Source organism: Anaerocolumna sedimenticola, from assembly GCF_009931695.1.
Taxonomy (GTDB): Bacteria; Bacillota; Clostridia; order Lachnospirales; family Lachnospiraceae; genus Anaerocolumna; species Anaerocolumna sedimenticola.
The window spans coordinates 2815578-2829188 of sequence record NZ_CP048000.1; the positions used below are offsets into that span (position 1 = coordinate 2815578).

Here is a 13611-nt window from a genome sequence, read left to right on the forward strand (position 1 = left end):
AAGAGTGTAAGGAGGATTCAAATGTATTATTCAACAACTTATCCGTCACCCGTAGGTAAAATTACGCTTGCGTGTGACGGCGGTAACCTTGTCGGCCTGTGGATGGAGGGACAAAAATACCACGGTGATACCATCCCCGAAGAAATGGTAGAGAAAAGCGATATGACGGTATTCGATGATGCGAAAAAATGGATGGACAGGTATTTTGCAGGTGAGACACCCGATGTTTTTGAATTACCGCTCCGTCCCATCGGCAGTAAGTTTCGTCAGGAGGTATGGAGTATTCTATGCGAGATACCATACGGCAAGGTTATAACCTATGGCGACATTGCAAAAAAGATGGCTGTGAAGATGGGCAAGGAAAGCATGTCCAGTCAGGCGGTGGGCGGTGCCGTTGGACATAACCCTATATCTATTATTATTCCTTGCCATCGGGTTGTAGGGGCAAATGGCAGCTTGACGGGTTATGCCGGGGGCGTTAGCACAAAAGTGAGATTGCTTGAACTGGAAGGTGCCGATATGTCCCGGTTGTTTGTACCTACAAAGGGTACGGCTCTTTGATGCTAAAAGTAAGAATGCTATTGAAGTTAAAGAGTTAAAATACTCGATTAGCAATTCGAACCTTATTAGACCTTGCAGCAATTTAGTTGAAATATGCATTGGCATGAAAAAAACAATTGCAGAAATTGAAAGGGTACTCAAACCAAATGGTGAGGTATATTTGTCATTTTGCTCAAAAGAAAATACAGAATTTATTGAGAATAGATCTAACAAATTGGATAAAAATACTCTTATAAGCCGCGATGAACTTGAAAAAGGTATACCTCATTTCTACGCCGATTTAAATGATATCAAAGAACTTTCAGCAAATTTTAAGATAGAACTCATAAAACATACAGAGTATTTCTACAGTGACTTCAACACCCGGATAACCATCGAAGGGAAAAGTTTTATTATGTTAATGCGATCTTAAAGTGAAGAAAATATAGCCTATCAACTAAAGGGGCAAGCCTAACCGAAATTAGTATTATTTTTCTGTAAGGGCTTACCCTTTTCCTATTAAGATTTTATAGCCCAACGTAATTTTGCACATCGAGCACGACTATTGGAACTGCATTCGGCTGCTGATGGTCGAATTGCCTCAGGAGCTATTTCTCTATAGATACCTTCACGATAGAAGTGTTGGAAAGATTTTTTAACGAGACGATCTTCGCCAGAATGAAAAGTAAGGATAGCAACACGCCCGCCCTCAGCCATGGCAGCAGGTAGTTTTTCTAAAAATTCATATAACACTTCATATTCATTATTGACATCAATTCGCAATGCTTGAAAGCATCTTTGACAGGATTTTTTAATTGCATCGTTTCTTTCTTTTTCTGGAATAAATTTCAGAGCATCTTTGATAATTTGTTGGAGCTGACTTGTTGTTGTAATATCTGCTCCTTTTTTTATTGCGGTAATAATGGCAAGAGCGATTTCTGCAGAATGAGGCTCGTCCGCATTTTCTAACAACATACCGTATAATTCATCTTGTGAAATTGTTTTAAGACGATCCGCCGCAGAGATGCCTTTAGATGGATTTAGTCGTAAGTCTAATGGCCCATCTGTTTTAAAAGAAAATCCTCTTTCAGGATTGTCTATCTGCATGGAAGAGACACCCAAATCTGCCAATATAAAATTCAATGGTCCCGATTCGGAAGTAATTTGATCGATATTGGAAAAGTTTGTTTGCTTGATTGTTAAAATATCTGAACCATAACCTAAGTGCTCTAAACGCTCCCTTGTTCGTGGTAATTCGATAGAATCTACATCAGTAGCATACAAGTGTCCCTTTGAATTTAAACATTTAAGCATCTCTAAAGTATGGCCCCCATAACCTAAGGTTGCATCTAATCCAGTTTGTCCAGGGGTAATTTGTAAGAATTCTAATATTTCTTTCACGCATATTGAACGATGCATACCAGCAGGAGTATTGCCCTTTTTGAATTACCTTTGCCACAGCATCAGCATATAACTCTGGTTGCAGTTCCTTATATTTATCTTTAAAAGCTTTTGGGTGAGTACCTTTATACCTGGGGCGACGCTGATGTTTATGTTCTTGATTCTCCATTCTTGCTTCCACCTTTTTAAATATCTATTTTTAATATGAAATTCAACTCGTCTGCGAAGCTGACGGTTTTAAATATTCCTACAAATTACATGATAACAAATTCATGTCATAATAGCAAACGCATAATAAAAGAATTAAACGAACCTGTATGAAAAATCAAGCCTATAGTGAAAGGGTGCTAATGAAACCGTTTTTATTGCAATGAACGAAATCTTCATGTAAAATAGGTTAGTACTTAACTTTAAATATACATTTTTTAATTGAATGAGAGGCTTAGATATGGATCATAGAAGTTTTCGTGAATTTATAATTAGTGAGGATTATTGTAAAGGCACTGAATGGGCTGGAGTATGATATCCCTACAGAAGTTCAGGCTAGAGTCATCCCATCCGCTTTAGAAAAAAATGACCTTATCGTCAAAGCACAGACGGGCAGTGGCAAGACTGCCAGGAGCTATGGATACCGATTTTTTTAAGACATTGTCAATAAACTCTGATGAAAGAATGAACAACAGTGCTTCGCCGTATTTTTCCCTTTACCAAAAAGATTTGAACTTTAGAAGCAGGCAGGAACGCGCTGATATTGAAAAGTCTGTAAAGTCTTTTTGCAAAATCATAGGAAAAAAGAATCTGAGAGCGAGATATACAGTTTCACTTCCAATTATATTTAAAATTTTAATCAGGTTGCCGGACAGAATCAGAGAGCAACTAATACTGAGGTTTAGTTGATAGTGAAAGAAGTTTACGAGAGAGCAGGTGGAAATATAAATGCCGGTTTATAAAAATAAGAGATATGTAATGTGGGTTATTGCAATTGTTGGCTTCATAGCGGCGCTTTATTTGACAGAGTATCCTCCATATGGAAAAGCATCTGTCAAGTTACATAATGATGGATATGGCACCTTTGATATGACTAATTATGATGGCAAGATTGTTGAATCGGTACTGAAGAACACTGATGATATGCAGGTTTATTATAAGTACTATATATGCGATTTCATCTTTATTGCGATGTTTGCTTTTTTTCAGTATATGGTTACGACCGCAATTGGTAAGCTCAGACAGGAAAAAATCCTTCGGGTGGGTTTTGTGCTGATAGCAGTAAGAGCATTACTGGATGCAATAGAAAACGTAAGTCTTATAATCGTGACAAATAATTTTCCGGCGTTATCATATCGACTAGTAAATTTATCATCTATTATAACGAAATTTAAATTTATATGCATGGGAGCATGGTTTGTGACCATCATTGTTATGATGATCGTCAGAAAGCGTAAGCCGATTCGAACAGGGCTTCATAATGAAAACTTCTAATGAATCATGTGGCTGCTCAACTAGGAAAGGTTTTTCAATAGCATCCAACGCTCGCCCGATCTCAGATATGAAAGCCCGGTAATGGGATTGATGAAAATGTTAACGGATAAATTGTGCTCTTTGGTTTCTTATGAAACGGAAGGGCGCTTTTTAGTTACTGGCTCAACTGCTTACAAATTGTAAGCAGTTGAGAATGAAAATATTAAAAAAACACTTGCTAACGACGTAACGTCGCGTGATAGTATGTAAATATAAAAAAGAAGAAAGGTGATTTATATGAAAAATAACATGGAGAAAAACATAACTGGCCCATCGAGAAACATCATCATAAGAACACAACAAGGAGAAATGAAAGTTACTGTGAGGAGGAATAGTGTGGAGAACGATGAAGAACATCTATTTACAATTGGGGAATTGGCAAAACTTGTCGGAGTATCCGTAAGAACATTGCAGTATTACGATCAGGCAAACCTGCTAAATTCTACTTATACCGAGAGCCATAAAAGAGTATATACCCGTGACGATATACTTAAGCTTCAGCAAATTCTTTTTTTAAAATCATTAGGTTTTCCCCTTCAAGAGATAAACAACAAAATTCTAAAATCAAAAAATTCGGCTGATTTAAAAAAAGTTTTTACCCAACAGCGTGAAATACTGCTACATCAAATCGCAAACTTAAATAAAATCGCTGTTACTTTAGATCAGGTGATATCAGAGACAGAGGGTGGGCAAGAGATTAGCGTGGATAGACTGATTACCATTATAGAGTTAATGAAGCAAGGCAACCCGTACTCCTTTGTTGTCAGGTATTTTAATGACGAGCAACTCAAAAGTATTGAAAATAGATTATTAGCACCGTCTGGAGAAAATGAAATCTTGGTAGAAGAAGTTTTTGCGCAACTGGAAAGCTTGTATCAAAAAGGTGCTGATCCCGCCGGAAAAGCGGGGCAGGAGCTTGCAGAGCGCTGGTGGAACATGGTAAATTATTTTACAACAGGTGACATTGATATGTTGGAAAGGCTTATTTCGGCTGGGAGAGATATCGGTAACTGGCCTGAAGAAACAAAAAATATAAGCGAACCTATAGAAAACTTTTTAAAAAAGGCACTTAACATTTATCTTCTTACCAACGGAATTAAGATAAAGATCCAAAACGAACATGACTGAGTTTAAAAAGCAGATTTTATCATCATGAATACTTGTTAAAGGAGAAATAACTATGAAACTTACAAAGTTTTTGATAAGTAAGGGTGTTATCTATGCCATAGTTTTGGCAGTATTTTACCAGATCGCTATGGTGGGACTTTATATTTACGGTTATCATGTGCTACCAAATGGGGTTAATTTACTTACGATAAATGTGGTAAATCAAGATGGTGATAAAGGAACAACAATCGAAAAAGAGCTTGTTCCCACTTTATCCAAATCATTTCACAAAGTAATTACTGACAAGGGTTTCGACGAGAGCAAAGAGGAACTCGATAATCGGCAGATTCAAATGATTATAGTCATCCCTGAAAATTTTGTGAATGACTTAACACTAGGAAAATCCACGATTGATTTTTATATTGATGAATCAAATACAACTACGGTTATAAATACAATGGAGGCAGTTGCCAAATCTATAACAGACAATTTTAACCAAGCTATCAATCAGGGTAAACTAACTAACATACTGAATTCTCTTAATGTAAATGTCACGCAGCAAGAAAAGATTACGGAACAGTTGAATAATTCAGTAGTTCAAAATAATGTTTATATCAACAAAGCGCCCGGCAGTATGGATTATGTTATGGCACCATCATTTTTATCTATAGCAGCTTATGCTTCTTCTATGGTTGTAGCGATTGTACTGATGAATATTTTCTTTGCTTTTATCCCTATTATCGGAAAATGGTTGCTAACAGTAAGGCAAACAGCCTCAGCAGAACTTCTGAGAAGACAGGCGGAGTCTGAATTCCATTCCCTACTGTATATTGTCAGTTTTTGATATGGATTTCATGTGATGACCATTATTTTTAAACAGCAACGCAATAACAAGTCCTGCCAGCACAAGGACCCCGCCGATTATATGGTAAACCGTGAACACTTCATTCAGGACAATTACGGCAAATACAGCGGTAAGTATCGGTTGAAGCAATGTAAGTATGGAAACTGTGGACGAATCAATATATCCGAGGGCATAATTGATTGAAAAGTATCCACCAACCTGTGTGATCAGGCCCAGGCATAATAAATAGGCCCAGGATGGCAGGGAGAAACCATATAACGCGCTTCCCGTGGCAATGCAGCAAATCAATAATGTAATGGTACACCCTAAGAAAGTGAAAAAGACGACTTGAATCGTACTGTTTTTCTGTCTGACTTCTTTTACCGACAAAACATACAGTGCGAGAAATATACTTGCGATAATGGAAAACACAAAACCGGTATCGATTTTCATATGTAGGATATTATTGATCCCGATGATCATAGCAACCCCAAGAATTGCAATAATATTGCCCGTCCAATGGAAACGGTTCAACTTCTCCCTGAACAGTATCATTGCCCCTATCCCGACCCATACCGAGGAAAGATTGACAATCAATGTAGGAAATGTCGTATTGGATACAATTACAGCAGTATTCCAGAATACCAGTTCAAATGCGAAAAACATACCGCCCAATAATGAAAGGCAGATTCCTTTCAAATTCATATCCTTACTTTTTACCCGGATATAGAAAGGCAATATGAACAGCGCGGCAAAAAAAACCCTATAAAATGAAACAGATATGCCATTGACAGAAGCTTTCTTTACAAAGAATGCCGATATGGATATGCATACGATTCCAAAGAACAGCAATATCCAAGGTAACTTTTTTAATTTTCTTTCATTCATACTTGTACCTGCCTTTTTTCCACTAATTACTAATTTGTAAAATCTGTTACATTATAACTTATTACAGAATCCTAGTCAATGCAATTGCGATATATAATATAGAATAGGATACACCTGTAGCCAAAGATAACCAGCTTGTGCTTGATGTAATGCGAATGGGGCGGGCTTCTGTTTCATGACGTGGCATTGGAAGTTGCCGTTTTCTAATCCTTTGTATCGAAGAATAAAATCATCACCTTTCCACAGAAGAGCTTTTATACGGTCCCTATATCTTCCACAAAAAAGGAAGAGACATTTTGAAAATGGATCCAGATATAATGGAGATTTGGAATGCTAATTACGTAAGTTTTGTACAAACATGAAGTTTGAAATGTAATATATTAGATACCATAAAGGGATTTTAATAAATTTATTTTAATAGTTTATATTGAATTTCATCATCAGAAATAAAGCAGTGGTGACTGCCTAGTTTCACGAATGGTTTTGTTTTTCCATGAAAATCACTACCGCAAGTGATAATAAGTTGTTTTTCTTTTGCCTTTTGATAAAAATAATTTGATTCAACGGGGTTGTGATAATTGCTAAATACTTCAATACCATCTATTCCGAGATTTATGATCTCATCAAGTAGATGATTCTTATTTTTAAGGTTTACGCCGGGGTGAGCCAATACTGAAATACCATTATTACATTGTATAGTATCAATAATTTGTTCCATTTTCGGATAATCAATATTCACATAGCAAGGTTTTCCTTGTGAATAATAATCCCAGTAAAAATTAACATAGGGATTATCACCTCTCGAACCACCAGGACGGTAAGGGTTCAGTAGAGGGTGATTTTTGTAATCTGGGTTTGCCAATAATACCTCAGCAAACATTTCTCCTGACCAAGAGCTTTGCCAATAATTATTTTTTGATAGGTTCCACATATCATTTTCAGTTACCCTGAAACCAAGAATTTGTGTTTTCTCAAGTCTTTCAAGGGAAGCTTGAAAACTCTGCTTTTCAATATTTTTTTCAATAATGTTAAAATCATTACTTTGAAAATCGATTCCATATCCAAGGACATGAAAATTAGTATTCTTATAAACACAATCAATTTCAATACCGGAGATATATTTCATGCCTTTTGATTTGGCTAGAGCTTGAGCTTCTAAGTTAGCTTTAACGCAATTATGATCTGTTATGGACATAACACTAATTTTTTCTACCAAACATTGTTCTACCAGTTCAATTGGTGAATATTCGCCATCCTCGCTGTAATGACTGTGCATATGTAAATCAATCATGATTATCCTCCATTATACAATTAATGTCTTTCAGGTGCTTGCTTTTTAATATCGATTTTTCATGAATTAAATTCAGTATTCATAGTTGGCCAAGCCGATCCCAGTAGGGAATCAGGTAATCCAAGGCTGATAAAAGAAAGGTAAATTATAACTAATAGTAATTGAATCATATTTCCTCCTAAACGTTTGATAATTATAATAATAACGACATATATTGATTGAAACAATCAGATTTTAGTCGTATAATATAAAAAAAACGCCCGAATAGGAGAGGATTGATATAAGTCTACAAAAATGTGAACTGAATTTAAATCATGCGAAAATGGAACTGCAACCACATGGTACACTTGAGTTTCCATGTGCAGGATATTTAGCACAGCTTAAAGATAGACCTGAAGACATTATTCCGTGGCACTGGCACGAAGAGATGGAAATTGTATATGTCAAATCAGGGCAGCTAAAACAATACATTCCAACAAAAATGTTTAATCTGGAACAAGGTGACTGCATTATTCTAAACTCCCGTACAATCCATCATGCAGTAGCTAATCCAGAATGTGAAATTAATTCTATCGTTTTTAGTTCTAACCTTATTACAGGGAGTAACGACTCGATATTCGCTCGAAAGTATATATTGCCGTTAATATCAAGTGCCTCATTTGATGGATATAAACTAAGCACATACAGTAATGAAATTGTGATAAGCAAATTCAATAGAGCTTTTGATGCATTAGTAAATGATAGCTTAGGATATGAATTTGTTGTTAGAGAAAATTTGTCTAGTCTATGTTTTGATATTTACAGGCAATTTGCACACGAAATTGCAATAGGAGATATTGGATTGAATCAAGATAATCTGCGTTTAAGAAAAATGATTGATTACATTCATAAGAACTATTTCAATGATATTTTTTTAGAAGAAATTGCAAAAGTGGTTGATATAAGTGAAAGAGAGTGTTTACGCTGTTTTCAAAGAACAATACAACTTTCACCTATACAGTATTTATTAAAATATAGAATTATGAAAGGAGCAAATATGCTAATAGAAAATCCATCAAGTAGTATTTCTGAAATTGCAAACTTATGTGGATTTGATAGCCCAAGTAATTTTTCTAAACTATTTAAGCGGTTTTATAACTGCACTCCTAAAGAATACAGAATTAGCAGGCTACAAAATTGAGTGTAAAAACTTCAAAAAGATAAATGTAGTACAAGAATCCCGCATTAACCTTTGTTAAGCTGAATACATACATTATATTGTATTATACAAAGGGAGCAACATATGAGACATGATCCATCAAACAATAACTTGCGAAATCTAATTATAGGTGCCGAGCAAAAAATTCCCTTGTCAGACGGTACAGATGTAACTGCCATCAACTTTGATAATGCTGCCACTACTCCAATATTATATTCGGTTCTTAAGGAGATAAACCAATTTGCACCGTGGTATTCCTCCGTACACAGGGGAGCAGGTTATAAATCAAAGGTATCGTCGGATATTTATGAACAATCAAGAGATGTCGTCCAAAGCTTTGTTAATTCCGATAAAGAAAGAGATATCGTTATATTTACAAAAAATACAACCGAATCCATTAATATGCTTTCATTCGTCTTAAGTCAGCAAAAATCCCATCAGAAAGTGATTCTTTCGACATGTATGGAACACGCTGCCAATGATCTTCCGTGGAGAAACAAGTTCAAGGTCGATTATGTAGAAATTGACAGCTTGGGTAGATTATCCATTGAGGATTTGGAGAATAAACTTATAAGGTACCGGGGCAATGTCAAATTGGTGAGTGTTACAGGAGCTTCCAATGTAACCGGGTATTTGAATCCAATACACAAAATAGCTGCTATTGCGCATAAATACGATGCAAAGATACTAGTGGATGGTGCTCAGATGGTACCTCATACTTCTGTTGATATGAAGGGTTTTGACACTTTAGAGCATATTGATTATCTTGCTTTTTCCTCACATAAGATGTATGCCCCATTCGGTTCCGGTGTCCTTATCGGACCCAAAAGGGATTTTGAGGAGGGCAATCCATTTGTTCAAGGAGGAGGAGCCATAAGACTTGTGACACCAAGGCATGTCGAATGGGATGAGCCTGCGGGCAAGGACGAAGCGGGGACTCCCAATATCATGGGTGTCGTTGCTTTGACAGCGGCGATAAAAACCCTTCAGTCAGTGGGGATGGATAATATCTATAAGATTGAAAAGGCTTTATATGATTATGCAATAAGTCGTATGAAAAATATACCTGGTATCAAATTTTACAGTGATCCTTTCAAAGAAGATACAATAAGTGTTATTCCTTTTAATCTTGAAGGTGTGTATCATCATATATTACCTCTTATACTTTCCGGTGAAGCCGGAATCGCGGTTAGAAATGGATTTTTCTGTACACATCCATATTGTGAAAGATTGCTGGGGCTTAGTGAGGAAGATTTGAATCATTATCTTGAGGAAGATGATGATTTATTTCCCGGTATGGTAAGGGCTAGTTTTGGTTTTTATAACAACTACAAAGAAATAGACAAATTCTTAAGTATTCTACGTAAATTAGCAGAGAATAAAGAATACTACATCAACAAATACTCAAACGACCTCTCTTTGAACCAAATTAAAAATGAAGCTGGTTTGTGCACTAGTTTTTCAAACTTTGGATGCTAAGAATTGCTAATGCAGATTGTATGTGGGATAAAATAGGTTTGTATTCTACAAATCTATAGCTATAAAAAGGCTAAAATATTTGGGTTTTGGCTTAACATTAGCCGTTTTAAAGAATAAATTATAAGGTTAAACGTTGTCTGTCCAATCACCGTCACGCGGCGGATACCAGCAGGCACATGTGGAATTAAACCTTCCTTGGTAGTCGAAAATCTATTCCAACCACGTTAACGGCTCCGCTTTATATCTGGATTATTTTGGGTATATAAAAGAATAAGAGCCGTTGCATCAGGTTAAGATGCAGCGGCTCTTGAAATTTTCGAGACCGGGTAGATTTCGTTTAAGGATAAGCATTTGCATGGTAGATGCTTGTTCATAACACATAGTAACCGGCAATTCCAATCAGCAGTCCTAATACTGCCGGCATGATAACCATAGGAGGAACTGACTTTTTTTCATTCTTAGCCACAAGAATGATAACAGGCTTAAATATATTTTGACCTTACTTCTGAGAAAAATATAGTTGACAATTAGTCTAATTAGACTATAATATTTTAAATGATGTTGGTCTAATTAGACTAATTATGAATTAAATAAGTAACTACTTAACATCTATTAGGAAATGGAAGTATTTCTTCATAAAGATGAAACAAAAGAAAGGATGAAAAAAATGATTAAATCGTTTTTAATGTTAGGGCAATCAAATATGGCTGGACGAGGGTTTATTCATGAGGTGCCCCCGATATATAATGAAAGAATACAAATGTTACGTAATGGTAGATGGCAGATGATGACTGAGCCCATCAATTACGATCGTCCTGTTTCAGGAATAAGTCTCTCCGGTTCATTTGCAGATGCATGGTGTCGTCAAAACCAAGAAGATACTATTGGTCTAATTCCTTGTGCTGAAGGTGGAAGCACACTGGATGAGTGGGTGGTAGACGGAGTGCTTTTTAGACATGCTGTAACGGAAGCTAAATTTGCTATGCAAAGTAGTGATTTAACAGGAATTCTATGGCATCAAGGAGAAAGTGATAGTGTTAATGGTAACTACAAAGTATATTATAAAAAGTTACTTTTAATTATTGAGGCTCTTAGAAAGGAGTTGAAGGCTCCAGATATTCCAATTATTATTGGTGGTTTAGGGGATTTTTTAGGCAAAGAAGGATTTGGAAAAAGTTGTACTGAATATAATTTCATTAATCAAGAGTTACAAAAATTTGCTTTTGAACAAGATAATTGTTACTTTGTCATAGCATCAGGTTTAACTTCTAATCCTGATGGTATTCATATTGATGCAATTTCTCAAAGAAAATTTGGTTTACGATATTTTGAAGCCTTTTCTAATAAGCAACATGTATTGAAGCCATTAATTAATGAAAATGAGTTGATAAATCTTAGTTATGCTAGAACACATACCAAAACAGAAAAGATATATATAAAAAGTATGGAGTTTGCATTAGAAAAAATATCATATGAGGAATTTGTATCTCAAGTCATGCAAATCAACAATGATTAAATCTTATATTTATGAAATAACGATTAATATAAATTTCATGAAGAACATAAAGGAGGTGTTTTTTTGATACCATTATTAATTTTAGGTTTATTAAAACAAAATCCAGGTTCTTACGGATACGAATTATTAGCCTTAATGGAAGAGAGACACTATAAATATATAGTCAATTTCACGAAAGGGTCGTTCTACTACAATCTTCAACAATTAGAAGAAAAACAATATATTAAAAAAGTTAACCGATCAGACAATACTAGAGAGACGAATAATTACATCATCACTGAACTAGGAGATAGGGAATTTGAAGAATTGATGTATAAGTATGGTTCTAAGACAGAGTATATCAATTTATCTTTTTATGCTGCAATGCTATTTGCTAATGAGTATAAAAGGGAGGAGCTAACAAAACTATTAGAGGTACAAATCGAACAAACGAAAAAGAAAATTTCTTTATTAGAACAATCTATTCAGCATAATGAAACTATTCCTGCTTATTTTAGAAAAATGTTGGAAAATTCACGATCTCATCATTTAGTAAATGTTCAATGGTTTGAAGGACTGTTAAAAGATATAAGGAATGAAAGTGAAGCAACAAAACCTAGTAACAGGATTTTGAAGTGAAGAAGCAGGTGTGTTTATAAAAATAACAAGGTTGAATTCTTACTTTTCTGGTAAGGGTAAGGAATTTTGTAATTAATGATCAATAAAAAGGGCAGATACGGTCAAGTGGAATTTAATAATTTATATTATCCTATCCATAAAGGAGGTGCATATTATGCATGCATGGGAAGCAATCCAGAAAACTCTGGATTATATTGAGGAGCATATAGGAGAGGATATAAAAATTGAGGTATTGGCAGATACTGCTTCTCTGTCACTATTCTATTATCAGCGGTTGTTCAGCCGTCTGGTTAAAAGGCCGGTACGGGAATATATTAAACTGCGGCGTTTGGCTAGAGCCTCAGAGGTGCTGGAAAACAAAAATAACCGCATTCTTGATATTGCGTTAGATTACGGCTTTGGCAGCCATGAAACTTTTACGAGAGCATTCAAAGAGGCATATGGCATGACACCTGAGCAATACCGAGATAATCCAGTCTCTCTCAACCAGTTTGACAAGCCTGATCTATTACTTGGCTATACCTTAATTGACGAGGGAGTACCGCTGATTAGCGATGGGCTTGTTCTGGAAATGAACCGCAAAATTCTAAAGGAACCGGTTGATTTTATGGGGGTGTTTGGTTATGTTCCTATTGCGGGGCAGTTACCCGTTGGGGAATCGACCGGTGTTGATATGCCCGGTGAAATATGGAGGCGTTTCCATCAGGAGAAAGGCCAGATTCGTCGCATACCCAATGGGCGTGAGATAGGTGTTGCTTATCTGGGTGACGCACCGGAGGGATGTTTTACCTATTTCGTCGGAGCAGAGGTAGAGTATGGAGCGACGAATGAGCATTTTCAAACCTGGAGGCTTCCTGCGCGGGAATATGTCGTCTGCGGATTTGAGGCGGAGAATTTCCTGGAACTTGTTACAGTGGCACTCAACAAAGCAATAAAATACAGCGGTTTATGGCTCGAGAAGCACGGCCTAATGAGTGACGTGTTTGCTCCAGAGATATATTATGGAAATACACCGGAAACAACCTATATGGAATTACTGTTACCATTCAATAAAAAACAGTGATAGGAAAGGAATTGAGTTGAATATTAGAATCAAAAAAATCGTCTAATCTTCCGCTAAGAAAGTTTATAGGGCTAATTATATTTAGTTTAAGTTATTATTAGTATAGGAAATTGGATAGAATTAACTTATGAGGTTACATGATTTA

At 35.9% G+C, this 13611-nt stretch carries 13 protein-coding genes and 1 pseudogene; 10 read left to right on the top strand and 4 right to left on the bottom strand.

Features of this window, described 5'->3' with window-relative positions; all coding sequences use genetic code 11:
• The first annotated feature begins 21 nt into the window (after nucleotides 1–21).
• On the top strand, nucleotides 22–561 hold the full coding sequence (locus tag Ana3638_RS12460) for a methylated-DNA--[protein]-cysteine S-methyltransferase (RefSeq protein ID WP_161838317.1): 540 nt from the start codon (nucleotides 22–24) through the stop codon (nucleotides 559–561).
• Nucleotides 562–1059: 498 nt separating this feature from the next.
• On the opposite strand, the pseudogene rsmH reads toward Ana3638_RS12460, so the two are convergent.
• Nucleotides 1060–2110 (bottom strand): annotated as a pseudogene (rsmH, locus tag Ana3638_RS12465) (16S rRNA (cytosine(1402)-N(4))-methyltransferase RsmH).
• A gap of 313 nt (nucleotides 2111–2423) precedes the next feature.
• On the opposite strand from rsmH, the gene Ana3638_RS27050 reads away from it, so the two are divergent.
• The 4 genes from Ana3638_RS27050 to Ana3638_RS12485 all read left to right on the top strand — a co-directional run bounded on the left by Ana3638_RS27050 (nucleotide 2424) and on the right by Ana3638_RS12485 (nucleotide 5413).
• Nucleotides 2424–2585 (top strand): DEAD/DEAH box helicase, encoded by a 162-nt coding sequence (locus tag Ana3638_RS27050; protein WP_161838318.1) that lies wholly within the window; start codon nucleotides 2424–2426, stop codon nucleotides 2583–2585.
• Between the two features lie 292 nt (nucleotides 2586–2877).
• Nucleotides 2878–3423, top strand: coding sequence for a hypothetical protein (locus Ana3638_RS12475; protein ID WP_161838319.1), 546 nt, complete (start codon nucleotides 2878–2880; stop codon nucleotides 3421–3423).
• 375 nt (nucleotides 3424–3798) lie between these two features.
• On the top strand, nucleotides 3799–4590 hold the full coding sequence (locus Ana3638_RS12480) for a MerR family transcriptional regulator (protein ID WP_161838320.1): 792 nt from the start codon (nucleotides 3799–3801) through the stop codon (nucleotides 4588–4590).
• Nucleotides 4591–4642: 52 nt separating this feature from the next.
• Nucleotides 4643–5413, top strand: coding sequence for a YhgE/Pip domain-containing protein (locus tag Ana3638_RS12485; RefSeq protein ID WP_161838321.1), 771 nt, complete (start codon nucleotides 4643–4645; stop codon nucleotides 5411–5413).
• On the opposite strand, the gene Ana3638_RS12490 is transcribed toward Ana3638_RS12485, so the two are convergent.
• The 3 genes from Ana3638_RS12490 to Ana3638_RS12500 all read right to left on the bottom strand — a co-directional run bounded on the left by Ana3638_RS12490 (nucleotide 5390) and on the right by Ana3638_RS12500 (nucleotide 7592).
• Nucleotides 5390–6301 carry a DMT family transporter gene (locus tag Ana3638_RS12490; RefSeq protein WP_161838322.1) on the bottom strand — a complete coding sequence of 304 codons (912 nt, stop codon included), beginning with the start codon at nucleotides 6299–6301 and terminating at the stop codon, nucleotides 5390–5392. The two genes, Ana3638_RS12485 and Ana3638_RS12490, sit on opposite strands and share 24 nt — an antisense overlap.
• A gap of 75 nt (nucleotides 6302–6376) precedes the next feature.
• A complete protein-coding gene (gene tnpB / locus Ana3638_RS27055) occupies nucleotides 6377–6613 on the bottom strand; it encodes an IS66 family insertion sequence element accessory protein TnpB (protein WP_161840539.1) in 237 nt (78 codons plus the stop codon).
• 97 nt (nucleotides 6614–6710) lie between these two features.
• Nucleotides 6711–7592, bottom strand: a complete 882-nt coding sequence (locus Ana3638_RS12500; RefSeq protein ID WP_161838323.1) for a PHP domain-containing protein — start codon at nucleotides 7590–7592, stop codon at nucleotides 6711–6713.
• Nucleotides 7593–7914: 322 nt separating this feature from the next.
• Between Ana3638_RS12500 and Ana3638_RS12505 the strand changes: the two genes are divergently transcribed.
• The 5 genes from Ana3638_RS12505 (at nucleotide 7915) to Ana3638_RS12525 (ending at nucleotide 13466) form a co-directional block, all read left to right on the top strand.
• Nucleotides 7915–8772: an AraC family transcriptional regulator gene (locus tag Ana3638_RS12505; protein WP_330587555.1), complete on the top strand. Its 858-nt coding sequence runs from the start codon at nucleotides 7915–7917 to the stop codon at nucleotides 8770–8772.
• Nucleotides 8773–8874: 102 nt separating this feature from the next.
• Nucleotides 8875–10269 (top strand): aminotransferase class V-fold PLP-dependent enzyme, encoded by a 1395-nt coding sequence (locus Ana3638_RS12510; protein WP_161838324.1) that lies wholly within the window; start codon nucleotides 8875–8877, stop codon nucleotides 10267–10269.
• 658 nt (nucleotides 10270–10927) lie between these two features.
• On the top strand, nucleotides 10928–11785 hold the full coding sequence (locus Ana3638_RS12515) for a sialate O-acetylesterase (protein ID WP_456298138.1): 858 nt from the start codon (nucleotides 10928–10930) through the stop codon (nucleotides 11783–11785).
• A 63-nt stretch (nucleotides 11786–11848) separates the two neighbouring features.
• Nucleotides 11849–12403, top strand: coding sequence for a PadR family transcriptional regulator (locus Ana3638_RS12520; protein ID WP_161838326.1), 555 nt, complete (start codon nucleotides 11849–11851; stop codon nucleotides 12401–12403).
• Nucleotides 12404–12557: 154 nt separating this feature from the next.
• The gene (locus tag Ana3638_RS12525) at nucleotides 12558–13466 is read left to right on the top strand and encodes an AraC family transcriptional regulator (RefSeq protein ID WP_161838327.1); all 909 of its coding nucleotides are present in this window, start codon (nucleotides 12558–12560) and stop codon (nucleotides 13464–13466) included.
• Nucleotides 13467–13611: the final 145 nt, after the last annotated feature.